At 58.4% G+C, this 25,086-nt stretch carries 19 protein-coding genes and 1 pseudogene; 9 read left to right on the forward strand and 11 right to left on the reverse strand.

Features of this window, described 5'->3' with window-relative positions; all coding sequences use genetic code 11:
• Position 1: 1 nt before the first annotated feature.
• From prfB to RHM65_RS25015, 8 genes are all read right to left on the reverse strand, one after another.
• A protein-coding gene (prfB, locus tag RHM65_RS24980) for a peptide chain release factor 2 (RefSeq protein WP_322168031.1) occupies positions 2-1,097 on the reverse strand; the annotation gives its coding sequence in 2 pieces (ribosomal slippage) (positions 2-1,024 and positions 1,026-1,097; 1,095 coding nt in all).
• Positions 1,098-1,466: 369 nt separating this feature from the next.
• Positions 1,467-2,474 (reverse strand): PleD family two-component system response regulator, encoded by a 1,008-nt coding sequence (locus RHM65_RS24985; protein ID WP_322168030.1) that lies wholly within the window; start codon positions 2,472-2,474, stop codon positions 1,467-1,469.
• A 45-nt stretch (positions 2,475-2,519) separates the two neighbouring features.
• Positions 2,520-3,530 carry a chemotaxis response regulator protein-glutamate methylesterase gene (locus RHM65_RS24990; protein WP_322168029.1) on the reverse strand — a complete coding sequence of 337 codons (1,011 nt, stop codon included), beginning with the start codon at positions 3,528-3,530 and terminating at the stop codon, positions 2,520-2,522.
• Positions 3,527-5,896, reverse strand: a complete 2,370-nt coding sequence (locus RHM65_RS24995) for a hybrid sensor histidine kinase/response regulator (RefSeq protein ID WP_322168028.1) — start codon at positions 5,894-5,896, stop codon at positions 3,527-3,529. The genes RHM65_RS24990 and RHM65_RS24995 overlap by 4 nt, the downstream gene beginning before the upstream one ends.
• The gene (locus RHM65_RS25000; protein ID WP_322168027.1) at positions 5,893-6,582 is read right to left on the reverse strand and encodes a chemotaxis protein CheW; all 690 of its coding nucleotides are present in this window, start codon (positions 6,580-6,582) and stop codon (positions 5,893-5,895) included. The genes RHM65_RS24995 and RHM65_RS25000 overlap by 4 nt, the downstream gene beginning before the upstream one ends.
• Positions 6,579-7,856 carry a CheR family methyltransferase gene (locus tag RHM65_RS25005; RefSeq protein WP_322168026.1) on the reverse strand — a complete coding sequence of 426 codons (1,278 nt, stop codon included), beginning with the start codon at positions 7,854-7,856 and terminating at the stop codon, positions 6,579-6,581. The genes RHM65_RS25000 and RHM65_RS25005 overlap by 4 nt, the downstream gene beginning before the upstream one ends.
• The gene (locus RHM65_RS25010; RefSeq protein ID WP_322168025.1) at positions 7,853-8,386 is read right to left on the reverse strand and encodes a chemotaxis protein CheW; all 534 of its coding nucleotides are present in this window, start codon (positions 8,384-8,386) and stop codon (positions 7,853-7,855) included. The genes RHM65_RS25005 and RHM65_RS25010 overlap by 4 nt, the downstream gene beginning before the upstream one ends.
• Before the next feature lie 9 nt (positions 8,387-8,395).
• The gene (locus RHM65_RS25015; protein ID WP_322168024.1) at positions 8,396-10,018 is read right to left on the reverse strand and encodes a methyl-accepting chemotaxis protein; all 1,623 of its coding nucleotides are present in this window, start codon (positions 10,016-10,018) and stop codon (positions 8,396-8,398) included.
• Between the two features lie 313 nt (positions 10,019-10,331).
• Between RHM65_RS25015 and RHM65_RS25020 the strand changes: the two genes are divergently transcribed.
• The 8 genes and pseudogenes from RHM65_RS25020 to RHM65_RS25055 all read left to right on the forward strand — a co-directional run bounded on the left by RHM65_RS25020 (position 10,332) and on the right by RHM65_RS25055 (position 20,175).
• Entirely contained in the window at positions 10,332-11,246 is a 915-nt protein-coding gene (locus RHM65_RS25020) for a LysR family transcriptional regulator (RefSeq protein WP_322168023.1), read from the forward strand.
• Between the two features lie 141 nt (positions 11,247-11,387).
• A complete protein-coding gene (locus tag RHM65_RS25025) occupies positions 11,388-12,845 on the forward strand; it encodes a gamma-aminobutyraldehyde dehydrogenase (protein ID WP_322168022.1) in 1,458 nt (485 codons plus the stop codon).
• Between the two features lie 169 nt (positions 12,846-13,014).
• Positions 13,015-14,166 carry a putative ABC transporter substrate-binding protein YdcS gene (ydcS, locus tag RHM65_RS25030; protein WP_322168021.1) on the forward strand — a complete coding sequence of 384 codons (1,152 nt, stop codon included), beginning with the start codon at positions 13,015-13,017 and terminating at the stop codon, positions 14,164-14,166.
• Positions 14,167-14,239: 73 nt separating this feature from the next.
• Entirely contained in the window at positions 14,240-15,280 is a 1,041-nt protein-coding gene (locus RHM65_RS25035; protein WP_322168020.1) for an ABC transporter ATP-binding protein, read from the forward strand.
• A gap of 14 nt (positions 15,281-15,294) precedes the next feature.
• The gene (locus RHM65_RS25040) at positions 15,295-16,233 is read left to right on the forward strand and encodes an ABC transporter permease (protein WP_322170779.1); all 939 of its coding nucleotides are present in this window, start codon (positions 15,295-15,297) and stop codon (positions 16,231-16,233) included.
• Positions 16,223-17,050, forward strand: coding sequence for an ABC transporter permease (locus tag RHM65_RS25045; protein WP_322168019.1), 828 nt, complete (start codon positions 16,223-16,225; stop codon positions 17,048-17,050). Before RHM65_RS25040 ends, RHM65_RS25045 begins: the two co-directional genes overlap by 11 nt.
• Before the next feature lie 24 nt (positions 17,051-17,074).
• Positions 17,075-18,499, forward strand: coding sequence for a gamma-aminobutyraldehyde dehydrogenase (locus RHM65_RS25050; protein ID WP_322168018.1), 1,425 nt, complete (start codon positions 17,075-17,077; stop codon positions 18,497-18,499).
• A 193-nt stretch (positions 18,500-18,692) separates the two neighbouring features.
• A pseudogene (locus tag RHM65_RS25055) lies at positions 18,693-20,175 on the forward strand (APC family permease).
• A gap of 67 nt (positions 20,176-20,242) precedes the next feature.
• On the opposite strand, the gene RHM65_RS25060 reads toward RHM65_RS25055, so the two are convergent.
• The 3 genes from RHM65_RS25060 to RHM65_RS25070 form a co-directional block, all read right to left on the reverse strand.
• The gene (locus tag RHM65_RS25060; protein ID WP_322168017.1) at positions 20,243-21,349 is read right to left on the reverse strand and encodes an NADH:flavin oxidoreductase/NADH oxidase; all 1,107 of its coding nucleotides are present in this window, start codon (positions 21,347-21,349) and stop codon (positions 20,243-20,245) included.
• A 113-nt stretch (positions 21,350-21,462) separates the two neighbouring features.
• The gene (recJ, locus tag RHM65_RS25065; RefSeq protein ID WP_322168016.1) at positions 21,463-23,178 is read right to left on the reverse strand and encodes a single-stranded-DNA-specific exonuclease RecJ; all 1,716 of its coding nucleotides are present in this window, start codon (positions 23,176-23,178) and stop codon (positions 21,463-21,465) included.
• 63 nt (positions 23,179-23,241) lie between these two features.
• Positions 23,242-23,784 (reverse strand): YaeQ family protein, encoded by a 543-nt coding sequence (locus RHM65_RS25070; RefSeq protein WP_322168015.1) that lies wholly within the window; start codon positions 23,782-23,784, stop codon positions 23,242-23,244.
• A 284-nt stretch (positions 23,785-24,068) separates the two neighbouring features.
• On the opposite strand from RHM65_RS25070, the gene RHM65_RS25075 reads away from it, so the two are divergent.
• Entirely contained in the window at positions 24,069-24,905 is an 837-nt protein-coding gene (locus RHM65_RS25075; RefSeq protein ID WP_416194786.1) for a TIGR02285 family protein, read from the forward strand.
• Positions 24,906-25,086: the final 181 nt, after the last annotated feature.

The raw sequence follows: 25,086 nt of genomic DNA on the forward strand, positions 1-25,086 counted from the left end.
CTTACAGCCCTTGCTTGAGGCTGGCTTCAAGGTACTCGTCGATGTCACCATCGAGCACGTTGTTGCAGTCGCTGCGTTCGATGTTGGTGCGCAAATCCTTGATCCGCGACTGGTCGAGCACGTACGAACGAATCTGGTGACCCCAGCCGATGTCCGACTTGGTGTCTTCAAGGGCTTGCGATGCGGCGTTGCGCTTCTGCACTTCCTGCTCGTACAAACGCGCCCGCAACATCTTCATCGCGGTGTCTTTGTTGGAGTGTTGGGAGCGTTCGTTCTGGCAGCTGACCACGGTGTTGGTCGGTACGTGGGTAATCCGCACCGCCGAGTCAGTGGTGTTTACGTGCTGACCACCGGCACCGGACGAACGATAGGTATCTATTCGCAGGTCCGACGGGTTGATGTCAATTTCGATGTTGTCATCGATTTCCGGCGAGACGAACACAGCCGAGAACGACGTATGACGGCGGTTGCCGGAGTCGAACGGGCTCTTGCGCACCAAACGGTGGACGCCAATCTCGGTGCGCAACCAGCCAAACACGTATTCGCCCTTGATATGCAGGGTCGCGCCTTTGATCCCGGCGACTTCACCGGCGGACAATTCCATGATGGTCGCGTCGAAACCGCGTTTATCCGCCCAGCGCAGGTACATGCGCAGCAGGATGTTGGCCCAGTCTTGAGCCTCGGTCCCGCCGGATCCGGCCTGGATATCGAGGTACGCGTTGTTGGCGTCCATCTCACCGCTGAACATCCGGCGGAATTCAAGCTTCTCCAGCGACTCGCGCAGACGCTCGACTTCGGCGGCCACGTCATCCACGGCCGCCTGATCTTCTTCTTCAGCGGACATCAGCAACAGGTCTTTGGCGTCGTTCAGCCCGGAGGACATTTCGTCCAGGGTGTCGACGATCTGCGCCAGCAAGGAACGCTCGCGGCCCAGGTTCTGTGCGTATTCGGGGTTGTTCCAGACAGCCGGATCTTCAAGCTCGCGATTGACTTCGGTCAGACGCTCATGCTTTTGATCGTAGTCAAAGATACCCCCGAATAGTTTCGGAACGCTCGGACAGGTCCTTGATGCTGTTTAGGATCGGGTTGATTTCCATGGTAGGCAGCACTCGTAGGCGAACTTTTGAAAGCCGACGAGTATACCCCACACAAGACCGCTACGGCAGCCCGTAAAGCAGGGCTGGCGGGATAACAGGCATTTCGTCTTGATCGACGCCGGGCATACGCAATTTCTGGAGGAGATGCCGAAGGCTGCGATACATGTTCAGCGCCGACTATCTGGGTCTATTGAAGCACTGTGGCTTGCCAACGCAGCGTCAATCCAGACGACCCAGGTTTTCCGGCCCAATCAGCGGGGGAATGATGAGCCTCTTCGCAGGCAAGCCTGCTCCCACAGTATTGTGGTTGCAGGCGTTTGGCTGCGTCACATTCTGGTTTCACAGCCTTCGGCAGCTGATAAGAATGTCTTACCCACCCACCACCACTTGATTACGCCCATTGTTCTTTGCCGAGTACAGGCCTTGGTCGGCCTCTTGAATCAGTTGGCGGCTGTTAGAACCCGGCTGCGGGATCATGGTGGCCAAACCAATGCTAATGGACAAAGTGGAACCCGGCACCGGGGAGTTGTGAGGGATGGCCAGGGCGGTCACCGTGTGGCGCAGTTTTTCTGCCAGCAACCGCGCGCCACCCGGCGAAGTGTTGGGCAACACCAGCGCGAATTCTTCACCGCCATAACGGGCCGGGAGGTCGGAAGGACGTGCGCAGCTTCCACGGATCGCCTTGGCGACCGAGCGCAAGGCTTCGTCGCCTTCCAAATGACCAAAGCTGTCGTTGTAGGCTTTAAAGTAATCGACGTCGATCATCAGCAGCGACATCTGAGTTTGCTCACGCGCCGCCCGACGCCATTCCAACTCCAAGTATTCGTCAAAATGCCGGCGATTGGACAATCCGGTCAGGCCGTCGGAGTTCATCAGACGTTGCAACACCAGATTGGTGTCGAGCAACTGCTGTTGGCTGACGCGCAGGGCACGATAGGCTTCGTCGCGCTGAAGCAGGGTCATGTACGAGCGCGAGTGATAACGAATGCGCGCCACCAACTCAATGGTGTCTGGCAGCTTGACCAGGTAATCGTTCGCGCCAGCAGCAAACGCCGCGCTTTTGATCAGCGGGTCGTCTTTGGTCGAGAGCACAATGATCGGAATATCTTTAGTCTGTGGGTTGTTGCGGTATTCGCGAACCAGCGTCAGCCCGTCAAGGCCAGGCATCACCAGGTCCTGCAGAATAACCGTCGGCTTGATCAGAATCGCCTGACTGACCGCTTGATGAGGGTCGGCACAAAAATGGAAGTCGATGTTTTCTTCGTTGGCGAGGCCACGCCGCACCGCTTCCCCGATCATGGCCTGGTCGTCAACGAGCAGCACCATCGCCGAGTTTTCGTCGGTTCTCTTGAAGCCATCTACTTGTAAGTCATGCATGACGGGGCTCCCGTGGGTTGGCTGGAAATAAACTCATCTCAGTGATCATTGGGCGAACACCTCCACTAATCTGGATGCAATTTTTTCCAAGGGCCTTATTTCAACGGCCGCATCTATGGCTGCTGCGGCCTTGGGCATGCCGTATACCGCACTGCTCTGCTGATCCTGCGCAATGGTCAGAAATCCCTGTTGGCGCATCGATTTCAGCCCTTCGGCACCGTCGCGCCCCATACCTGTCAACAACACACCCACCGCATCTCCACTCCAGAAACGGGCCACACTGTCGAAGAACACATCGATAGAAGGCCGATAGATTTCGTTCACCGGCTCGGCGGTATACGCCAGGTTGCCGTTCTTCAATAAGCGAATATGGTGATTGGTTCCCGCCAGTAACACCGTACCGCTCTGCGGGGGTTCGCCATTGCAAGCCAATCGCACCGTTAAACCCGAAGCGCTGCTCAGCCATTCGGCCATGCCCGCCGCAAAAACCTGGTCAACGTGCTGCACCAGCACAATGGCCGCTGGGAATTTTTTCGGCAGGCCTTTGAGCAGTGTTTCCAATGCGGCGGGCCCCCCTGCGGAGGAACCAATGGCGACCAATCCCCGACGCTGGACGCTTTGACGCAACGGGGTCAAGACCGTGCGCACGCGGCTGTCGCGCTGGCCGATCAGCCAGCCAATGTTGAGGATTTTACGCAGTAAGGGCGCGGCGGCATCCTTGGGGTCACCCGCACCGAGCGCCGGGGTATCGACCACGTCCAGGGCGCCATAGCCCATGGCTTCGAATACCCGGTGGACATTCTGCTCGCGGTCGACTGTCACAATGACGATGGCGCACGGCGTCGCTGCCATGATCTGGCGGGTGGCCTCAACGCCATCCATGACCGGCATGATCAAGTCCATCAGGATCAAGTCAGGCGTCAATTGAGCGCAGCGTTCCACTGCTTCGGCGCCGTTGGTGGCAATCCAGACCAGTTGGTGTTGCGGCTCCAAAGCGATAGCCCGGCGCAGCGCTTCAACTGCCATGGGCATATCGTTAACGATTGCGATTTTCATCCTTGCGCACTCCCTATCAGCTCCGTCACGGCGTCCAACAGGGCGTCGTCATGGAAGCTGGCTTTGGCCAGGTAGTAATCCGCGCCAGCATCCAGGCCGCGTCGACGATCTTCTTCTCGGTCTTTGTAGGAAACCACCATCACCGGCAATGACTGCAAACGGCTGTCGCGGCGCAGCAAGGTCACCAGTTCGATGCCGTCCATGCGCGGCATGTCGATGTCGGTGATCAACAAATCAAAGTCCTCCGCCCGCAATGCATTCCACCCGTCCATACCGTCCACCGCCACCGCCACTTCATAGCCGCGATTGACCAGCAACTTGCGCTGTAACTCCCTCACCGTCAACGAATCATCCACCACCAGTACGCGCTTGCGCACCGCAGTGTCGATCAGTTGGCTGCGACGGTCGATGCGCTCGAGGCGCCCGGTATTCAGCAGCTTCTCCACCGAGCGCAGCATGTCTTCAACATCAATGATCAAGACGGCGGAACCATCGTCGAGCAACGCGCCAGCGGAAATGTCCTGAACCTTGCCCAAACGTGGATCAAGGGGCAACACCACCAGGGTTCGCTCGCCGATAAAGCGCTCCACAGCCACGCCATACACGGCGTCACGCTCACGGATCACCACCACTTTCAGAACGTCCGACACCGAGGTGCTCTGCGGGCGCTGAAGCAACTGGCTCGCAGCAACCAAACCAACATGCCGGCCTTCGTGCCAAAAATGCTGACGACCTTCAAGTTGCACGATCTCGTCGGCGTTCAAATCGCGCATGCGTTCGATATGGGCTAAGGGGAACGCGTAGGCTTCGCCGCCGACTTCCACCACCAAACTGCGAACCACCGACAGCGTCAGCGGCACTTCAATATGAAAACGGCTGCCCTCCCCCGCACCTTGCTCCAACTCGACCGAGCCGCGCAGTTGGCGAACCATATGCTGCACGGCGTCCAGACCTACGCCACGTCCGGACACTTCGGTGACTTTGTCGCGCAGGCTGAAACCGGGCAGGAACAGGAAGCTAAGCAGCTCCTCTTCACTTAATTGCGCGGCGGTCTCGGCGGGCGATAGCTGCCGTTCAATAATGCTCCGCCGCAGCCGGTCCAGATCAACACCGGCGCCGTCATCGCTGATTTCCAGCACCAACAGCCCGGCTTGGTGGGACGCTTTGAGGCGGATCAATCCCTCCGCAGGCTTGCCGGCCAGCAAGCGCTGCGCGGGCAACTCAACGCCGTGGTCCACCGCGTTGCGCAACAGGTGGGTCAACGGCGCTTCGAGTTTCTCCAGAACGTCGCGGTCGACCTGGGTTTTCTCACCCTCAATTTCCAGTCGCACCTGCTTACCCAGTTCTCGGCCCAGGTCACGCACCATTCGCGCCTGCCCGCCCAACACGTCGGCAAAGGGTCGCATCCGACACGCCAGTGCAGTGTCGTAGAGCTGCTGAGCACGCCGGCCGGCGTTCCAGCCGAATTCGTCCAGTTCGGCGGTTTGCTGGATCAACATCGCCTTGGCTTCGGATAACAGACGCCGTGCTTCGTCCAATACCTCATGGGTCTCGGCGCTGGCGCCCGCTTCATGGAGTTTGGCTTCAAGTCCTTCCAGCACGTGTTCGCTGTGGTTTTGCAGGCGGTTGATCCGCTGCATTGTCGCCAAATAAGGCTTGAGCCGCTGGGTCTCCACCAGCGCTTTGCTCGACAGATCGAGCAAGCTGTTCAAACGCTCAGCGGTGACACGCAAAACACGCTCGCCGCCTTCGGTGTCTTGGCGCCTGCGCCGTAACGGACGGGCAGGGACTGGGCTGACAACGGTTATCGGCTCTGCCGCCACGACGGGCGCGACTTCCATAGCCAGTGCGTCGAGCCGCAAGGCCTGCGCCACCAGATCTTCGGTCGACAGCTCCGAGGTGGACGTCGCCGACTTGGCGAGCAGCGACGCAAGTGACGGGGGGGGTGGCGGTGGCGGCGGCACAACCACCACCGCCGGCGCGAGCAAACGGTTCATTTGCACCACGTAGGCATTGATGTCTTCCGGCCTGACGCCCGAACTGCCTGGGGTGGCGATACGCAGCAGCAAGTCGGTGCCCAGCAGTAAGGCGTCGATATGTTCAGGCAGCAGGTACAAACGCGACTCCTGAGCGCTGACCAGGCAATCTTCCATGACATGCGCGACGCTGACGCCGGCATCCACACCCACGATCCGCGCCGCGCCTTTGAGCGAATGCGCCGCCCGCATGCACGCTTCCAGATGCGCCGCTTGGGTCGGATCACGCTCCAGCGCCAGCAACCCGGTACTCAGAACTTGGGTTTGCGCTTCGGCTTCCAACGCAAAAAGCTCGAACAACGAAGCATCGCGCAGTTGTTCTGGGGTCATGAGAAGCTCCGGTTCATTGCCGACAACAGCTGCTCTTCGTCAAGCAGGCGCAGGCTGCGCGCCTTCCACTGGATAACGCCCCGGGTGTATTTGGCGTTGCCGTTATGGCCTGAACTCGACGCAGAGTCCAGGGTGCGCTGGTCAATGGCGTAAATACCGTCCACTTCGTCCACCGGCACCACCGCCGGGCCACCTTCGGCCGTAATGATCAACATGCGAGGCATTATTCGAGCGGATGGATTGATCACCGGACCGGTTCCCAAGCCAAGCAATTCAACCAGCGACACACACGCCACCAACGCTCCTCGCACGTTAGCCACGCCTAACAAGGCCCGCGAACGCTGGTGTGGCAGCGAGTGGATGGTCTGCAATGGCGCGACTTCCACCAAGCAACGCGTCGGCAACCCCAGCCATTCTTCGCCCAGACGGAACACCAGAATCGAACGGGTTTTTATTTCGTGATAAGCCTCGCTGCTGTGGGTCGGTATTCGGTGTTCCTGAACCAGTGAATAGCGGTCCAGCAAGCGCGTGGCCGCAGCGGAATACACCGCGCAGTTACGGCAATGAATGTGTGCAGCGAGCAAAGGGCATGAACGGACACCGTGAATCCCGATGCGGTTCCAGCAATCGTCGATGGCCTGGGTGTCTTCCTGAATCAAGCTCTGGTCAATCCGCTCGGCACTCATGGTTTTTGCCCTTCTTTGCCCAAGCCACGAGCGGCCCGCTCATGCAACCGTCGTGCACCCATGAGATCACCTTGGGAGGCGAGCAACGCCGCCAGTTGCGCCAGCGCTTCGGGGTGCTGCGGTTGCAGATACAGCGCCTTGCGGTACAAGCCCAGTGCTTCGGCGCTCTGGCCGCCTAGATCACTTAACAACCCTAACCAATAAAACACCTGCGCCACCGGCTCATACAGCTGCAAATAGCGTTCGCAGGCCGCTCGGGCCTCGGCGCTATTACCTTGGTTGGCGAGGGTTGCAATAGTGCTTAACAGGTCGGCGGCGTCGGTGTTCACGACGACCCGCCCATCAGAGGCGCGTTGCGCCGCAGCGGCCTTCGACGGCATCGCCACCATCGGGCGCGGCGTGGGCGGCCACGGCACCGGCGTAAGCGGCCGGGAAAAAGCGGGCGCAACAAAACTGGCGACGGGCTCCGGCACGCTGTCGGCGTGGCGACTGAACGCAAATGATTGCGCCACGCCGATTGAGCGCATGCCCAAGCGCGACAACAAATTGCCCTCGGCGGGACCGATAAAGAGCACGCCGTCTACCCGGGTCCAATTCTTGAGCACGTTGAACACCCGCTGCTGGGTGGCCAGGTCAAAATAGATCAGCAGGTTGCGGCAGAACACAAAGTCGTAGGCTGGCTGCGTGGCAAACAAGCCGGGGTCAAGCACGTTTCCGGGCTGAAAATTGACCTGCGTCTGCACACGCTCGCTGATCAAAAAGCCGTCGGCGTCGGCGCTAAAATGCCGGTCGCGAAACTCGACCTGTTCGCCACGAAACGAGTTCTTTCCGTAAACGCCACGCTGGGCCCGCTCAATCGATAGCGGGCTGATGTCCACCGCATCAATCTGAAACTGCTGCGCTATCAATCCAGCATCAAACAAGGCCATGGCGATTGAATAAGGCTCTTCGCCGGTGGAACACGGGAGGCTGAGAATGCGCAACGGTCGCACACCCATGAGTTCAGCCAAACGCGCCTGTGCCAGCTTGCCCAGCGTCGCAAACGATTCCGGGTAGCGGAAAAACCAGGTCTCGGGAACGATTACAGCTTCGATCAGCGCTTGTTGTTCGGTCGCAGAGGTCAGTAACACCTGCCAATAGCCTTCGATGTCTTGGGACTTTGCCAAAACACTGCGCTGGCGAACCGCACGCTCAATGATGGCTTCGCCGACCGAGGCGACGTCCAGGCCGATCCGGTCCTTGAGGAAGGCAAAAAAGCGCTCATCGCGGCTCATGGCGCGCCCTCAAATAACTCGGCAGCCGTCGGTTGTGCCGGGTAAAGCAGTTCGCGCACCGGATCGCTGAGCAAATCTTGCACGCGCACCCATTGCAGCAAGCCCTGTTCGTCTTCACGCACCGGCCCCAGGTAAGCCGCCTGCTGGTTATCGAGCCCGTAGTGTTTGAACTCGCTGGGCGCGCACCGCAGGGTTTCGGTCGCCTGTTCGAGAATCAGGCCAAGCAGTTGGCTGGGGCGATCGGCGTCTGGCCGATAGTTCACTAACACCAGTCGGGTGCTGGTCCGGGCCTTTGCCGGATGGCCAAAGGTCAGCGCGCTGAGGTCGATGACCGGCACCATAGCGCCCCGATGCGCGAACACCCCCGCCACCCAATGTGGCGTCTGGGCGATGGGCTTGAGCTGTAGGCGGGGCAATACTTCAGCGATGTCCACCGCTTCAAGCGCGTAACGTTCTCGGCCGACGTGAAACAGCAGAAATAAAATGTTCTGTGGCGGTGCGACACCACGTTTGGCCGAATACTCAATCATCGCTCGTTCTCAGACCTTGAAACGCGAGACGCCGCTGCGCAGTCCGACCGCTACCTGACTCAACTCGTCGATGGCGAAGCTGGCCTGGCGCAACGAGTCGACGGTCTGGCTGCTAGCGTCACCCAATTGCACCAGCGCCTGATTGATCTGTTCGGCGCCTGTTGCCTGGGCTTGCATCCCTTCGTTGACCATCAACACCCGCGGCGCCAGCGCCTGCACTTGATGAATAATCTGCGAGAGCTGTTCGCCCACTTGGGTCACTTCAAACATGCCGCGCCGGACTTCTTCAGAGAACTTGTCCATGCCCATCACGCCCGCAGACACCGCCGACTGGATTTCACGAACCATCTGCTCAATGTCGTAGGTGGCCACGGCAGTCTGGTCGGCCAAGCGCCGAACTTCAGTCGCCACCACCGCAAAACCACGGCCGTACTCCCCGGCTTTTTCCGCTTCGATAGCGGCGTTGAGCGACAACAGGTTCGTCTGATCAGCCACTTTGACGATGGTCACGACCACTTGATTGATGTTGCCGGCTTTTTCATTAAGGATCGCCAGCTTGGCGTTCACCAGATCGGCCGCGCCCATGACCGAATGCATGGTTTCTTCCATGCGCGCCAAGCCTTGCTGGCCGGAGCCGGCGAGGATCGACGCCTGGTCCGCAGCGGACGTGACTTCCGTCATGGTGCGCACCAGATCACGGGAGGTCGCGGCGATTTCCCGCGATGTCGCACCAATTTCTGTGGTGGTCGCAGCGGTTTCGGTGGCGGTGGCTTGCTGTTGCTTAGAGGTGGCGGCAATTTCAGTGACTGAGGTGGTGACCTGCACCGATGAACGCTGAGCCTGTGAAACCAGGCCGGTCAGCTCGGTCATCATGTCGTTGAAGCCGGTTTCGACAGCGCCAAACTCGTCTTTGCGTCCCAGATTCAAGCGCTTACTGAGGTCACCGGAGCGCATGATATCGAGCACCCAGACGATCCGCCGCATCGGCGCCATGATTGCGCGCATCAACAACAGGCCGCAACTCAGAGCGGCAATAAGGGCGACCAACAAGGAGATAGCCATGCTGATTTTGGCGGAAAACACCGTTGAAGCGATTGAGGCCATCGACTGGTCTGCCGACTTTTTGTTCTGGACTATCAGCGACGTCAGCAACGCGCGGCCGCGATTCCACGCGGGCACCATCTGTGAAGTAAACTCTGTGCGCGCTTTAGCGAAATCGTTGGCTTGATAGAGGGCGAGCACCTCGTCGGTGATCTTTATATAGTCGGCATGCTGCTTTTCGAACTCATCGACGGAGGCCTGATCATCTGCATCGAAAACCGTCTTTCGGTAGTTATTCAGCTCGCTGACCAGCGTGGCTTCGTAGCCTTTGAAGTTGCTGATCTCGGCAGGCGTCAGGGGTCGGCCTTCGTCCTCGCCAAACAACTGCAAAATATTGAGGTAGCTGTTAACCCAAGCGCTGCGAACCATGGTGCTGTAATAGAGCCCGGGAAGGGCGTCGGTTTCGACTCTCTCTTCACTGGATTGAATCGATAACAGTCGGGTATACGACACGACAACCATCAACAACATGATGGCGATGATCACAGCGAAACTCGCCATTATCCGTTGGCGTAATGTCCAATTCTTCACGGTCCTGCCCTCAAGAGTTCAACTCGGCAGCAGTTTGCCGCGTTCAAGAAGTGGACCGATAGGCGATCCAAAGCTGGCTGAGTATAGCCCAGCCCCTTCGGCCTTAGATCCATGTTTCCTACATACTTTTCTGACTTTTCTGAGACTTATTCGAGAAAAGCCCCAATGCAGTGCAGTAACCATTAAACAGGGCAAAAAACAGGGCAAAGTTGCGCCCTTTATCCGCCTCAAAACCCGCGCTGACTGGCCTATCGATTAAAAAGATATACACTCGAAAAAATCAATAAATACGCTAGCCACCAGAGCCATTCCCATGATGACGCTGCGTCAGATTCGTCACTTTATTGCGGTCGCGGAAACCGGCTCGATATCGGCAGCCGCGCAAGCGGTGTTCATTTCTCAATCCACGCTGACCCTGGCCATTCAACAACTGGAGCAAGAAATCGGCGTATGCCTGTTCAACCGGCACGCCAAGGGCATGACCCTGACCCACCAAGGCCATCAATTTCTGCGTCAGGCACATTTGATTCTGGCAACAGTGGACAACGCCAAACGCAGCCTGCAACACAGCACCGATCAACTTGCAGGACAGTTGATCGTCGGCGTGACCAGCCTGGTGGCGGGCTATTATTTGGCAGACTTACTGACCCGCTTTCAGCGCGCCTACCCCAACGTCGAGCTGCGGGTAATGGAAGACGAGCGTCAGTACATCGAGCACCTATTGGTCAGCGGCGAGATTGATGTCGGCGTGTTGATCCTTTCCAATTTGGAGGATCGACATGCCCTGCAAACCGAAGTCTTGACCCATTCGCCCCACCGCGTTTGGCTCCCGGCCCAGCATCCGCTGCTGGAACACGACAGCATCAGCCTCGCGGACGTGGCCCGCGAGCCATTGATTCAGCTCAATGTCGATGAAATGGACGTGAATGCGCTGCGCATGTGGGTCCGCGCCGGACTGCAACCGCGCATTACCTTGCGCACCGCCTCCACCGAAGCGGTGCGCAGCCTGGTGGCCGCCGGCTTGGGCGTGTCGATCCAGCCGGACATGACTTACCGACCATGGTCACTGGAGGGCGACATCATCGAAGCCCGTCCACTGGCCGACCTCACTCAGACCTTGGACGTCGGCCTGGCATGGCGCCGAGGTACCGCAAGACCGCCCTTGGTCGACCCTTTTTTGACCGTCGCCCGCGAACAACCCCACGCCGGGCGCAGGCTATCTATTTAATCGAACGTTGCTTTCAGTATTTAGTATTTGTCACCCCCACGCCCGCGCACTAGTCTCTGTGGCATAGCGAAGGCCGGGCGCGCAATCAGCGTGTAACGAAGCATGCCCATGGACGTCCTGCCTAAAAAGAGAACAGCGAAAATGCCCGGTAATCCGACTCCATTATTCACTGCACTGCTGATCGACGGAGAACTGGTCGCTGGCCAGGGCTTTGCCGAGCCGATCATCAACCCGGCCACCGCAGAGGTGCTGACCCGTGTTGCGGAAGCCAGTACCGAGCAGGTGGAAGCCGCCATTCTCGCCGCGCATCGAGCCTTCGCCAGTTGGTCGCGAACCACGCCGCAGCAACGCTCTGTCATTCTGTTGTCGATTGCCGACGCCATTGAAAAACAGGCCGACCTGCTGGCGCACCTTGAGTCGCTGAACTGCGGCAAGCCGCTGCACTTGGCGCGTCAGGATGATCTGAGCGCGACCGTCGATGTGTTCCGTTTTTTCGCCGGGGCCGTGCGCTGCCAGATGGGGCAACTGTCTGGTGAATACCTGCCGGGCTACACCAGCATGGTTCGCCGCGACCCGATTGGCGTGGTGGCTTCCATCGCGCCTTGGAATTACCCGATCATGATGGCCGCCTGGAAAATCGCCCCAGCGCTGGCGGCGGGCAACACCTTGGTGTTCAAGCCCTCCGAACACACCCCCTTGTCGATATTGGCCTTGGCCCCTGCCTTGGCCGAGTTATTACCGCGCGGGGTAATCAACATCATTTGCGGCGGTGGCGAAGGCGTCGGCAACCATTTGGTCAGCCACCCGAAAGTGCGCATGGTCTCGCTGACTGGCGACATCGTTACCGGACAGAAAATTCTCCAGGCCGCCGCCAAGACCCTCAAGCGCACGCATCTGGAACTGGGCGGAAAAGCTCCGGTGATCGTCTGCAACGACGCCGACATTCAGGCCGTGGTCGAAGGCGTTCGCACCTACGGTTATTACAACGCGGGCCAGGATTGCACCGCCGCGTGCCGAATCTATGCTCAAACTGGCATTCACGACCGCTTGGTCGCCGAACTCGGCGCGGCGGTCAGCAGCCTGCGCTTTGCCGGAAGACGCGACGCCGACAATGAAATCGGTCCGCTGATCAGTACACGTCAGCGCGACCGGGTGGCCAGTTTTGTCGAACGTGCGCTGGGCCAGCCACACATTGAGCGCGTCACCGGCGCGGCAGTGCATTCCGGCCCTGGGTTCTTCTATCAACCGACGCTGCTGGCGGGCTGCAAGCAAAGCGATGAGATCGTCCAGCGTGAAGTGTTCGGCCCGGTGGTGACCGTGACCCGCTTCGATCAACTGGAACAGGCGGTGGACTGGGCCAACGATTCGGAGTACGGACTGGCGTCATCGATCTGGACCCAGAATCTGGACAAGGCCATGCAAGTCGCCGCGCGGTTGCAATACGGCTGCACCTGGATCAACAGCCATTTCATGTTGGTTAGCGAAATGCCCCACGGCGGCCTGAAGCGCTCGGGTTATGGCAAGGACTTATCCAGCGACTCACTGCAGGATTACAGCGTGGTGCGGCACATTATGGCCAAGCACGGCATGGAGTTATAAGCGGCAAGCTTCAAGCAAGAGCGAAATCAAAAACAAGAAGAATGGCTACAACCTTGCGATCTTCCGGCTACAAGTAATGTAAGAGCAATAAACCTCTTGCAGCTTGAAGCTTGTAGCTCGCAGCTGCCCCCGACACTGCCCCGACCATAATTAAAGAAGAGGGAATCCCATGTCAGTGCTCAAGACCGCCGTACTCAGCGCTGTTGTCACCAGTTTGTTCACCAGTTGTGGTGTGCAGGCAGCCGAAATGCTCAAAACCGTGGGACCCGGCGAGGGCCAGCTCGATATTGTGGCGTGGCCGGGCTATATCGAGCGCGGTGAAAGCGATAAAGCGTATGACTGGGTGACGGGGTTTGAACAGGAAACCGGCTGTAAGGTCAGTGTCAAAACCGCCGCCACGTCCGATGAAATGGTGAGTTTGATGGCCAAGGGTGGCTATGACTTGGTGACCGCCTCCGGCGACGCGTCGTTGCGGCTGATCGTCGGTAAACGGGTGCAGCCTATCAATACCGCGCTGATTCCGAACTGGAAGAACCTTGATCCGCGTTTGGTGAACGGCCCGTGGTATGTGGTCAACAAGCAAACCTACGGCACGCCGTATCAGTGGGGGCCGAACGTGTTGTTGTACAACACCAATGTGTTCAAAACCCCTCCCGTGAGCTGGGACGTGGTGTTCAAGGAACAGAACTTGCCCGACGGCAAAACCAACAAAGGCCGAGTACAGGCGTATGACGGCCCGATCTACATCGCCGATGCGGCGTTGTACTTGAAATCCACTCAACCTGAGTTGGGCATCAAAAACCCCTACGAGCTGACCGAAACCCAGTACAAGGCCGTGCTGGGTGTGCTGCGTGAACAACACGCGCTGGTTCATCGCTACTGGCACGACGCGACCGTGCAAATGAGCGACGTGAAAAACGAAGGCGTCGCAGCCTCAAGCTCATGGGGTTACATGGTCAATGGTCTGCAGACCGACAAACAGCCGGTGGCTTCGACCATTCCAAAAGAAGGTGCCACCGGCTGGGCCGACACCACCATGTTGCATGCCGATGCCAAGCATCCGAACTGTGCCTACAAGTGGATGGATTGGTCATTGCAACCCAAAGTCCAGGGCGACGTAGCCGCGTGGTTCGGCTCATTGCCAGCCGTACCAGCTGCGTGCAAGTCCAGTGAATTACTCGGGGCAGAGGGCTGTAACACCAACGGTTTCGACCAGTTCGACAAAATCGCTTTCTGGACCACACCGCAAGCTGAAGGCGGCAAGTTCGTGCCCTACAGCCGCTGGACCCAGGACTACATCGCGATCATGGGCGGCCGCTGAGCAACCCCATCAACATCTTTGTAGGAGCCAACGTGTTGGCTCCTACAAAGAATGCCTTTCAGAGCCATACACCATGACCCTTGCAGTCCAGTTCACTAACGTTTCCCGTCAGTTCGGCGAAGTAAAAGCCGTTGACCGGGTTTCTATCGACATCCAAGACGGTGAGTTCTTTTCCATGCTCGGCCCATCGGGCTCGGGCAAAACCACCTGTTTGCGCTTGATTGCCGGTTTCGAGCAACCGAGCGCAGGGTCAATCCGCATTCACGGCGAGGAAGCGGCAGGCCTGCCGCCGTATGAGCGGGACGTTAATACCGTGTTTCAGGATTACGCGCTGTTCCCGCACATGAACGTTCGGGACAACGTGGCTTACGGCCTGAAGGTCAAAGGTGTCGGCAAAACCGAACGCTTGAATCGCGCTCAGGACGCGCTGGCCATGGTTGCACTGGACGGCTACGGCGAGCGTAAACCGGTGCAGCTGTCCGGTGGTCAACGCCAGCGGGTTGCCCTGGCACGGGCGCTGGTCAATCGGCCTCGCGTGCTGTTACTCGACGAACCGCTGGGGGCGCTGGATTTGAAGCTCCGCGAGCAAATGCAAGGCGAACTGAAGAAGCTGCAACGCCAGCTTGGCATCACCTTCATCTTCGTCACCCACGATCAAACCGAAGCGCTGTCAATGTCCGACCGCGTAGCCGTGTTCAACAAGGGGCGCATCGAGCAGGTCGATACCCCGCGCAATTTGTACATGAAACCGGCCACCACCTTTGTCGCCGAATTCGTCGGTACCTCCAACGTGCTGCGCGGTGAGTTGGCCCTGCACCTCAGCGGCACCCCCCTGCCCTTTTCAATTCGCCCCGAACACATTCGGTTCGCTGAAGGCCAGGCCGGCAGTCATGAAATTCAGGTCAGTGGTTTGCTGCTCGACATTCAATATCAGGGCAGCGCCACCCGTTACGAACTCACGCTCGATAACGGCCAAACCTTGAACATCAGCCACGCCAATAGCCAATGGCTGGACACCACAGCGCAACACCAAACCGGTCAGCGGCTTACCGCGCGCTGGTCCCGTGAAGCCATGATTACGCTGCATGAAACCGCCTTGAGCGAAGGCGCGTAATCATGAGCCAGACCATGACTCATCCGGCGACGCAGCTCAGGCAATCGTCCTTACGGCGGTTTTCCAACTTGCTGTATCGACGCCCCAATCTTTACTTGGCGCTGCTGCTAATTGCGCCGTTATCCTGGTTTGGCGCGGTGTACCTCGGCTCATTGCTGACCCTTTTGTGGCAAGGGTTCTATACCTTCGACGACTTCACCATGGCCGTCACGCCGGACCTGACCGCGGCCAACTTCGCCGCACTGTTCAACCCGGCCAACTTCGACATCATTACCCGCACCTTGAGCATGGCGGTGGCGGTGTCGATTGCCAGCGGCATTATTGCGTTTCCCATCGCCTATTACATGGCGCGCTATACCACGGGCAAAACCAAAGCGTTTTTTTACATCGCGGTGATGATGCCGATGTGGGCCAGTTACATCGTCAAAGCCTACGCCTGGACCTTGCTGTTAGCCAAAGGCGGCGTTGCCCAGTGGTTCGTTCAGCACTTGGGACTGGAACCGGTTTTACAGTTGGTCCTGAGCATCCCCGAGATCGGCGGCAGCACCTTGTCGACTTCGAACCTGGGGCGCTTTCTGGTCTTCGTTTATATCTGGCTGCCGTTCATGATTTTGCCGATTCAAGCGTCGCTGGAGCGCTTGCCGCCGTCGCTGTTGCAAGCCTCTGCGGACCTTGGCGCCACGCCGCGCCAGACCTTCATGAACGTAGTATTGCCGCTGTCAGTGCCAGGGATTGCCGCCGGCTCGATCTTCACCTTCTCCCTGACCTTGGGCGATTTCATCGTGCCGCAACTGATCGGTCCTCCCGGTTACTTCATCGGCAGCATGGTTTACGCCGAGCAAGGCGCCATCGGCAACATGCCCATGGCGGCGGCGTTTACGTTGGTGCCCATCGTGCTGATTGCGATTTACTTGTCCATCGTCAAACGCTTGGGGGCCTTCGATGCGCTTTAACTCATCGACCGGCGCGGCAGAAGCGTCCCTGGGCCTGAAACTTGCGGCCTGGGGCGGACTGGTGTTTTTGCACTTTCCGATCTTCATAATTTTCATGTACGCCTTCAACACCGAAGATGCCGCGTTCAGCTTTCCGCCACGGGGATTCACCCTGAAGTGGTTCAGCGTGGCCTTCTCGCGGCCGGATGTGCTGGACTCGATCAAGCTCTCGCTGGAAATTGCTTGCTTCGCCACCTTGATTGCGATGGTCCTGGGCACGCTGGCCTCCGCTGCGCTCTACCGCCGGGATTTCTTCGGCAAGGACGGGATCTCGCTGATGCTGATTCTGCCGATTGCGCTGCCGGGTATCATCACCGGTATCGCCCTGCTCTCGGCGTTCAAGACCCTGGGCATCGAACCTGGGATGTTCACCATCATCGTCGGCCACGCGACTTTCTGTGTGGTCATCGTCTACAACAACGTCGTCGCCCGACTGCGCCGCACGTCTCACAGTTTGATCGAAGCATCGATGGACTTGGGCGCCGACGGCTGGCAAACCTTTCGCTACATCATCATGCCCAGCCTAGGGTCAGCCTTGTTGGCGGGCGGGATGCTGGCGTTTGCGTTGTCGTTTGACGAGATCATCGTGACCACCTTTACCGCAGGCCATGAGCGGACGTTACCGATCTGGCTGCTCAATCAACTCAGTCGACCGCGCGATGTGCCGGTGACTAACGTGGTCGCCATGCTGGTGATGCTGGTGACTATGCTGCCAATCCTTGGCGCGTATTACCTGACACGCGGCGGCGAAAGCGTCGCGGGCAGTGGTGGTAAATAACCAATTCCCCTGTAGGAGCCAACCATGCAAACCAAACTGTTGATCAATGGCCACTTGGTCGCGGGCGAAGGCCCCAGCCAATCGGTATTCAACCCGGCGTTGGGCCGTGTATTGGTAGAAATCAACGAAGCCAGCGAGGCTCAGGTCGATGCCGCTGTACGAGCAGCCGATGCCGCGTTTGAAAGCTGGTCGCAGACCGCGCCCAAGGACCGCTCGCTGTTGCTGCTGAAGCTGGCCGATGCCATCGAAGCCCACGCTGAAGAATTGGCAAAACTCGAATCCGATAACTGCGGCAAGCCGTATCACGCTGCGCTGAACGATGAAATGCCAGCGATTGCTGATGTGTTCCGTTTCTTCGCCGGCGCCAGCCGTTGCATGAGCGGTTCGGCGGCCGGTGAGTATTTACCCGGCCACACCTCAATGATCCGCCGTGATCCGGTGGGCGTTGTCGCCTCGATTGCACCGTGGAACTACCCGCTGATGATGGTCGCCTGGAAAATCGCGCCGGCATTGGCGGCAGGTAATACCGTGGTGCTCAAACCGTCCGAACAAACCCCGTTGACCGCGTTGCGCTTGGTTGAATTGGCTGCCGAGATCTTTCCGGCCGGCGTGCTGAACCTGGTATTCGGTCGCGGACAAACCGTGGGAAATCCGCTGGTCACCCACCCGAAAGTACGGATGGTCTCGCTGACTGGCTCCATCGCCACCGGCTCGCATATCATTTCCAGCACCGCCGACAGCGTCAAACGCATGCACATGGAATTGGGCGGCAAAGCACCGGTGATCATTTTTGACGACGCCGATATTGAAGCCGCCGTGGAAGGCATTCGTACCTTCGGCTTTTACAACGCCGGCCAGGACTGCACCGCCGCGTGCCGGATTTATGCGCAGAAAGGTATTTACGAAAAATTCGTCACCCAACTGGGCGAAGCCGTCAGCAGCATTAAGGTCGGCTTGCAAGACGATCCGACAACCGAACTGGGTCCGTTGATTTCGGCCCAGCATCGGGACCGGGTCGCAGGCTTCGTTGAACGCGCGCTTGCCCAGTCACACATTCGCCTGATCACCGGTGGTAAAGCGGTGGAAGGTAATGGCTTCTTCTTCGAGCCAACGGTGTTGGCCGACGCTCAGCAGGATGATGAAATCGTCCGTCGCGAAGTGTTTGGACCGGTGGTCTCGGTGACCCAATTCGATGATGAAGCACAGGTCTTGGCCTGGGCCAATGAGTCGGATTACGGCTTGGCGTCTTCGGTGTGGACCAACGATGTCGGCCGCGCCCATCGGCTCGCCGCACGCTTGCAGTACGGCTGCACGTGGGTCAACACGCACTTCATGCTGGTCAGCGAAATGCCCCACGGCGGGCAGAAATTGTCCGGTTATGGCAAAGATATGTCCATGTATGGATTGGAGGACTACACCACCGTTAGACACGTGATGTTCAAGCATTAAAAGTTGATCGCAGCCTTGGGCAGCCCTACAGAAAGCGCTTTAAAACTGTAGGAACTGCCCAAGTCTGCGATCAGACGGACTCACGGTTTCACCCGTAATCGAGATCACAACAATAACGACTGAACCGGGTCGCGCGCGACTGCACGGCTGCGGATTCTCATACCCAAAATCTGCCGATTTCCAGGAGAAACATATGACGGTTCCATCCCTTACTGCGGCCGCCGACAGCGATGCCGAGCAACTCAGGAAGTTGGGGTATACCTCCAATTTCAACCGCACCATGAGTCTGTGGGAAAACTTTGCCCTCGGCTTCACTTACTTGTCGCCGGTGGTTGGCGTCTACACCTTGTTCGGCCTGTGCCTGGCAGCCGGTGGGCCACCGATGTTCTGGGCCTATCTATTGGTGGGTATTGGCCAATTGTTGGTGTGCCTGATCTTTGGTGAAGTGGTGTCGCAGTTTCCAATATCCGGCGGTGTTTACCCGTGGGCGCGCCGTTTGGTGGGCAAGCGCTGGGCGTGGATGGTCGGTTGGATCTACGCGATTGCTTTGTGCGTCACCATTGCCGCAGTGGCCGTGGGGGCTGGGCCATACTTGGCCGCAATGTTGGGTTTTGAGCCCAGTAACAACACCAATATCGTGATCGCGTTGGTGCTGACCCTGTTTGCGACGCTGGTTAATCTCAGCGGCACTAAAGTGTTGTCACGCATCGCCATGTTCGGCTTTTTGTGCGAATTGATTGGCGCAGTGATCGTTGGTCTGTACTTGTTGATCTTCGAACGTCACCAACCGATCAGCGTGCTGTTCAATACCTTCGACATCCGCATCGACGGCTCATACCTGCCGGCATTCTTGACCGCATCGCTGGCAGGGATGTTTCTCTATTACGGCTTTGAAGCCTGCGGTGACGTGGCTGAAGAAACACCCAACCCGAGCAAGATGATTCCCCGCGCCATGCGCATGACCATCTACATCGGCGGGTGCCGCAGCAATGTTCGCGTGCCTGGCGCTGATTCTGTCCGTGCCGGACATGGCGGCGGTAATCAATGGCACCGACAAAGACCCGGTGACTACCATTCTCAGTAATGCGTTCGGTGTCACCGGTTCGAAAGTGGTAATGGGCGTGGTGATGATTTCGTTTATCTCCTGCGTGATCAGCCTACAGGCCGCCGCTAGCCGATTGCTGTACGCCTACGCCCGAGATGAAATGATCGTGGGCAGCAACGTGCTCAAACGTCTGTCGCCCAATACCCAAGTACCGGTCGCGGCACTGTTTGTGGCGGGAATATTACCGGCACTGATCATTTGCTTGGGCTTCGTGTTGCAGGATGCGGTCGCCACCATCGTCAGCTTTGCCGCCATCGGTATTTACCTGGCGTTCCAGATGATCGTGCTCGCGGCACTCTTCGCCCGCGCACGGGGCTGGATACCCAGCGGTCAATTCAGCCTTGGTAAATGGGGCCTGCCGATCAATCTTGGTGCGCTGATCTATGGCGTTTTGGCGATCATCAACATGGCTTGGCCTCGCACCCCGGACGCGCCGTGGTACATCAACTACGCCATGGTCCTGACCACCGCCATCGTCATCGGCCTGGGCTTGATCTACATGTGGCTCGGCAAACCGTACGACCATGGGACGGCGCCGGCTGGGGACGCGTGGACGGTTGGAAAAAGCTGAGGCCTGCGCCTCGTGTAGGAGCTGCGACGACATTACCTGCGGCGTGCCTGACACGCCGCCTATCCCTTCAATCGCGCAAATCAGATTCGTGGATGGGTTGGTCACGGTGGGTGGCGCGTTGGTATTGGGCGGGCCAGACGGCTTTGCGGCCGCCGAGGTCGTCGTCGGCATGGAGGGGCCAATAGGGGTCACGCAGCAGTTCACGGGCCAACAGAATCAGGTCGGCCTGACCGGTGCGCAGGATATGTTCGGCCTGTGCCGGTTCGGTGATCATGCCCACGGTGCCGGTGGCGATGCCGGCTTCTTTGCGCACGCGTTCGGCAAAGCGTGTTTGGTAGCCCGGTCCTACCGGAATTTCAGCCTTGGCCGCCGTGCCGCCTGATGACACGTCAACCAAGTCCACGCCCAACTCTTTCAAACGCCGCGCCAGCTCAACGGTCTCATCGGGGTTCCAGCCATCTTCCACCCAATCGGTCGCTGAGACGCGCACGAATAAGGGCAGCTCTTGTGGCCAAATTGCGCGCACGGCTTCGGTGACTTGCAGCGTCAGGCGAATACGATTCTCGAATGAGCCGCCGTATTGGTCGCGACGTTGGTTGCTTAGCGGCGACAGAAATTGGTGCAGCAAATAGCCATGGGCAGCGTGCAGTTCGATCACTTTAAAACCGGCAATCAATGCGCGTTTGGCGGCGTCAACGAACGCAGTGATGATGTCCTGGATCTGCGGTTCATCCAGCTGAGACGGCGAGGTGTGTTGCGGATCGAACGCAATCGGAGATGGGCCCACGGGTACCCAACCGCCTTCACTGATCGGTACGCTGCCGTGCTTGCCAAGCCAAGGTCGCCACGTACTGGATTTGCGCCCGGCATGGGCCAGTTGGATACCGGCGACCGCGCCTTGGGCGGCGATGAAGCGGGTGATCCGTTGCAGCGGCTCGATCTGCTTGTCGTTCCACAACCCCAAGTCTTCAGGGGTGATACGACCGTCTTCGGTCACTGCGGTGGCTTCGGTAAAAATCAGACCCGCGCCGCCGACGGCACGGCTTCCGAGATGGACCAGATGCCAGTCATTGGCCAGGCCGTCGACGCAGGAGTACTGACACATCGGCGACACCGCAATGCGGTTGAGCAAGGTCAGTTCGCGGATGGTATAGGGTTCAAGCAGCAGGCTCATGGGCACCTCTCAAGTTAAACTTCCAGACTCTAATTAACGTTTGCGATCGTGCTTAGAGCCTAGTAGACAACCCGAGGTAGCGAGGGTTCGTGCCCCTCTTCTACTTACCTGCTCTAACGCGGAGCGATGTGCGCCACCATCAACTGAACCGTTTCATTGCCCCGAAACTCATTCAGGTCGAGTTTGTAGGCCAGTTCCACCCAGCGAATGGTTGGATTCGGCCAGATCTCCCGGTCGACACTGAAGGCGATGCCATCGAGTTTCAGTGATCCGCATTCGCTTTTCAGTACCATCTTCAGATGTCGCTCGCCAACGATGCGTTGCTCGACCAACTGGAAAACGCCGTGGAACAGTGGTTCGGGAAAATGCTGACCCCAGGGACCGGCGTTGCGCAAGGCGCGGGCCAGTTCCAGGTGAAATTCTTCGACGGCCAGAGTGCCGTCAGACAGGAGCCGCCCGGTGAGGTCATCTTCATTCAATTGACGACGGACTTCGACGTCGAAGGCTTCGGCAAAGGCGGGAAAATTCGCTTCCGGCAACGACAGCCCGGCCGCCATTGCGTGGCCGCCGAACTTGCTGATCAGTTCCGGGTGCCTGGCGGCAACCGCGTCCAGCGCATCGCGGATGTGAAAGCCGGGCACCGAACGCGCCGAGCCCTTGAGCACACCCTCCCCCGCGCTGGCGAAGGCAATGGTCGGGCGGTGATAACGTTCTTTCATGCGCGAGGCAAGGATGCCAATCACGCCTTGGTGCCAATCGGTCTCGAACAGGCATAAACCGAACGGCATCGACTCCAACGGCAAGTCCTTGAGCTGGGCCAGCGCCTCGCGCTGCATACCTTGCTCAATGGACTTGCGGTCCTGGTTCAGATCATCCAGACGCCCGGCCATTTCACGGGCCAGGGTTTCGTCTTCGCAGAGCAGGCATTCGATACCCAGGCTCATGTCGTCCAGACGCCCGGCCGCGTTCAAGCGCGGCCCGATGATGAAACCCAGGTCGGTGGAAGTAATGCGTGAAGCTTCCCGGCGGGCGACGTCGAGAATTGCTTTGAGCCCCGGCCGTGCACGACCGGCACGAATCCGTAGCAAACCTTGATGTACCAGAATGCGATTGTTGGCGTCCAACGGCACGACGTCAGCAACGCTGCCCAACGCGACCAAATCCAGCAGTTCACCGAGATTTGGCTGGGTCTGTTGGTTGGCCTCGAAATAACCGCTGTCGCGCAAGCGGGCGCGCAGGGCCATCAACACGTAGAAGATAACGCCTACGCCCGCCAGGGCTTTGCTGGGAAATTCACAACCGGGCTGATTCGGGTTGACGATGGCATCGGCGGCGGGCAGCTCATGGCCGGGCAAGTGGTGATCGGTGACCAGCACCGTCAAACCCGCCGCCTTGGCCGCCGCCACGCCTTCGACGCTGGAAATGCCGTTGTCCACTGTGATCAACAAGTGCGGCTGACGTTGCAGCGCGACCGCGACGATTTCCGGGGTCAGGCCGTAACCGTATTCAAACCGATTAGGCACCAGGTAATCGACATGGGCCGCGCCGAACAGACGCAGGCCCAACACGCCAACGGTGCTGGCAGTTGCCCCGTCAGCGTCGAAATCGCCGACGATCAGAATGCGCTGGCGCTCTTTCAGCGCGATGACCAGCAGATCGACCGCTGCATCAATACCCTTGAGTTGCTGGTACGGAATCAGCCGCGCCAGGCTCTTGTCCAGCTCCGCCTCGGACACCACGCCGCGTGCGGCATATAGACGCGTCAACAAGGGGGGTAAGTCGCCAAGAAACGGCAAAGTGTCAGGCAACTGGCGAGCTTCGATACGCATTCGGTTTCCGCTGGTATTTTTATCGTTTGGCCACGTTGGCCGTGTAGTCAGAGACGACGAAAATCAGTCGCGCTCTCCGGTGAGCCACTGCAGCTGAACCTCATGCTGGCCGCGGTCGTCAGTGACGAAAATCGTCCCTTCGCTGATCATTACGTCCCACTTGATAACCCGTGGCATGTTCTTGGCCAAGACTTCCAGAATGTCTTGCGGTACGGCGGCGATATTGACGTTTTTCAAGTTCTTCGCGACGGGAATAACCTTGGTTTCCCAAACACGCAGGCTGCCATAGGCCAACAAACTGGTACGTTCGGTTCGCCGCGACGACCAGGTGAGACGATCCGCATCTGGCTGACCGACTTCAATCCAGTGTAAAACACGGTCGTCGAGGCTTTTTTCCCACAGCGCAGGTTCGTCTACTTCTGACAGACCACGCCCAAACGATAGGTGCTCGTTGTACCAGAAAGCGTACGCGAGCAATCGCACGGTCATACGTTCTTCAGTTTCGGAAGGGTGCCGCGCGATGGTCTGTTTGACGCTCTCATACACTCCACGATCAAGGTCGGTGAGGTTAAGTTCGAATTTGTAGGTCGTGGACGGCTGGGCCATGAACGGACTTCTAGGTACGGGGAAAGACGACAAGTCTAACCGATGCAAACCTGTTCAACGACGGCGATGGTCCGGCAACGGTTTGATAAAGCCTTTATTTATGAGCCTGTGGGGCAGCGTTCGGCTGACATATGGCTGAAGGCGGCCTTGACTTGAGGTACGATTCTGATTTGGCGAGCAAGACGTCATCTATATGGCGCTATAATTCAGTCACTTTTTTGCGGATGGAATCATTGATGGCCTACCGCTTCCTGCTACCTGCCAAATCCAGCGCGAAACTCGCACTGATCACGCTGACGTTTCTATGCATCCCGCGCGTCGGTATGGCCAAAGACACCCTGATGTGGCTACTGCGAGACTTTCCGCCCCTCACCATTAACTCCGGCCCGCAGAAGGGGCAAGGCGCCATTGATAAGCTGATGCCATTGCTGATCGCCGGGATGCCTGAGTACGATCATCTGCTGCTGCATGTCAACCGCGCCCGGGGCCTGCAGATGCTCGGTGAAGCGACGTTTACCTGTGACCCAACGTTGCTCTGGACCGCCGAGCGCGCCAAGACCATTATTTTTTCAATTCCAACCTATGCGGTGATCAGTAACGGCATGGTGATTCGCCGCGATGACATCTCACGCTTTAGCCCTTTTATCAAGAACGGCCAGGTTGATCTTGAGGCGGTGTTGGCAAGTCGAGAAATCAAGCTCGGTATCGTTGCAGAGCGCAGCTATGGTCCGGTGATCGATCAAATACTTCGGACCACTTCAGTTGATGAGGTCAGTCGGCATTATGGCAATGATGCGGTCGGCAGCCTGTTGCAGATGGAGCGCGTGGGGCGATTGCACGCTTTAATCAGTTATTGGCCCGAGGCGCGCTTTCTCGCAACACAGCAGAACATCGACCCCAACGACCTTGCGTTCTATCCGGTCATGGGCACGGCCAAATATCAGTTCGCCCACGTCGGCTGTTCGGACACAACCCAAGGGCGCGAAGCCATGGAAATCATCAACCGCCAGATGCGAGTGCTGCGTCGAACCAAACTCATCGACCTCTACGCTGAGCAGCTAGACCCTCAGTCTCGCGTTGAGTATCTGGAGGATGCCAAGGCGTTTTTTGAAAGCCCGTAGCTGAGTTGACGGTGCGCTGTCGCGCAGCAAACTGAGTGGCACGTTGTGTTGTTTGAGGTTGCAGCGTGTCAAGACTGAAGCCTTCCCGAATAAATTCGGTCCCACGGTGTTGACGTTGCACACATTTGCGCAGGAGCTGTCGAAACTGCGACAAGGTCCGAAAGACCTTCGCCAACAAGAC

This window comes from Pseudomonas sp. CCI4.2, from assembly GCF_034350045.1.
Classification (GTDB): domain Bacteria; phylum Pseudomonadota; class Gammaproteobacteria; order Pseudomonadales; family Pseudomonadaceae; genus Aquipseudomonas.

Coding starts and splice junctions, on each gene's coding strand:
- RHM65_RS24985 (WP_322168030.1), bottom strand. CDS start 2,474: ATGCATGACTTACAAGTAGATGGCTTCAAGAGAACCGACGAAAACTCG.
- RHM65_RS24990 (WP_322168029.1), bottom strand. CDS start 3,530: ATGAAAATCGCAATCGTTAACGATATGCCCATGGCAGTTGAAGCGCTG.
- RHM65_RS24995 (WP_322168028.1), bottom strand. CDS start 5,896: ATGACCCCAGAACAACTGCGCGATGCTTCGTTGTTCGAGCTTTTTGCG.
- RHM65_RS25000 (WP_322168027.1), bottom strand. CDS start 6,582: ATGAGTGCCGAGCGGATTGACCAGAGCTTGATTCAGGAAGACACCCAG.
- RHM65_RS25005 (WP_322168026.1), bottom strand. CDS start 7,856: ATGAGCCGCGATGAGCGCTTTTTTGCCTTCCTCAAGGACCGGATCGGC.
- RHM65_RS25010 (WP_322168025.1), bottom strand. CDS start 8,386: ATGATTGAGTATTCGGCCAAACGTGGTGTCGCACCGCCACAGAACATT.
- RHM65_RS25020 (WP_322168023.1), top strand. CDS start 10,332: ATGATGACGCTGCGTCAGATTCGTCACTTTATTGCGGTCGCGGAAACC.
- RHM65_RS25025 (WP_322168022.1), top strand. CDS start 11,388: ATGCCCGGTAATCCGACTCCATTATTCACTGCACTGCTGATCGACGGA.
- ydcS (WP_322168021.1), top strand. CDS start 13,015: ATGTCAGTGCTCAAGACCGCCGTACTCAGCGCTGTTGTCACCAGTTTG.
- RHM65_RS25035 (WP_322168020.1), top strand. CDS start 14,240: ATGACCCTTGCAGTCCAGTTCACTAACGTTTCCCGTCAGTTCGGCGAA.
- RHM65_RS25040 (WP_322170779.1), top strand. CDS start 15,295: ATGACTCATCCGGCGACGCAGCTCAGGCAATCGTCCTTACGGCGGTTT.
- RHM65_RS25045 (WP_322168019.1), top strand. CDS start 16,223: ATGCGCTTTAACTCATCGACCGGCGCGGCAGAAGCGTCCCTGGGCCTG.
- RHM65_RS25050 (WP_322168018.1), top strand. CDS start 17,075: ATGCAAACCAAACTGTTGATCAATGGCCACTTGGTCGCGGGCGAAGGC.
- RHM65_RS25060 (WP_322168017.1), bottom strand. CDS start 21,349: ATGAGCCTGCTGCTTGAACCCTATACCATCCGCGAACTGACCTTGCTC.
- recJ (WP_322168016.1), bottom strand. CDS start 23,178: ATGCGTATCGAAGCTCGCCAGTTGCCTGACACTTTGCCGTTTCTTGGC.
- RHM65_RS25070 (WP_322168015.1), bottom strand. CDS start 23,784: ATGGCCCAGCCGTCCACGACCTACAAATTCGAACTTAACCTCACCGAC.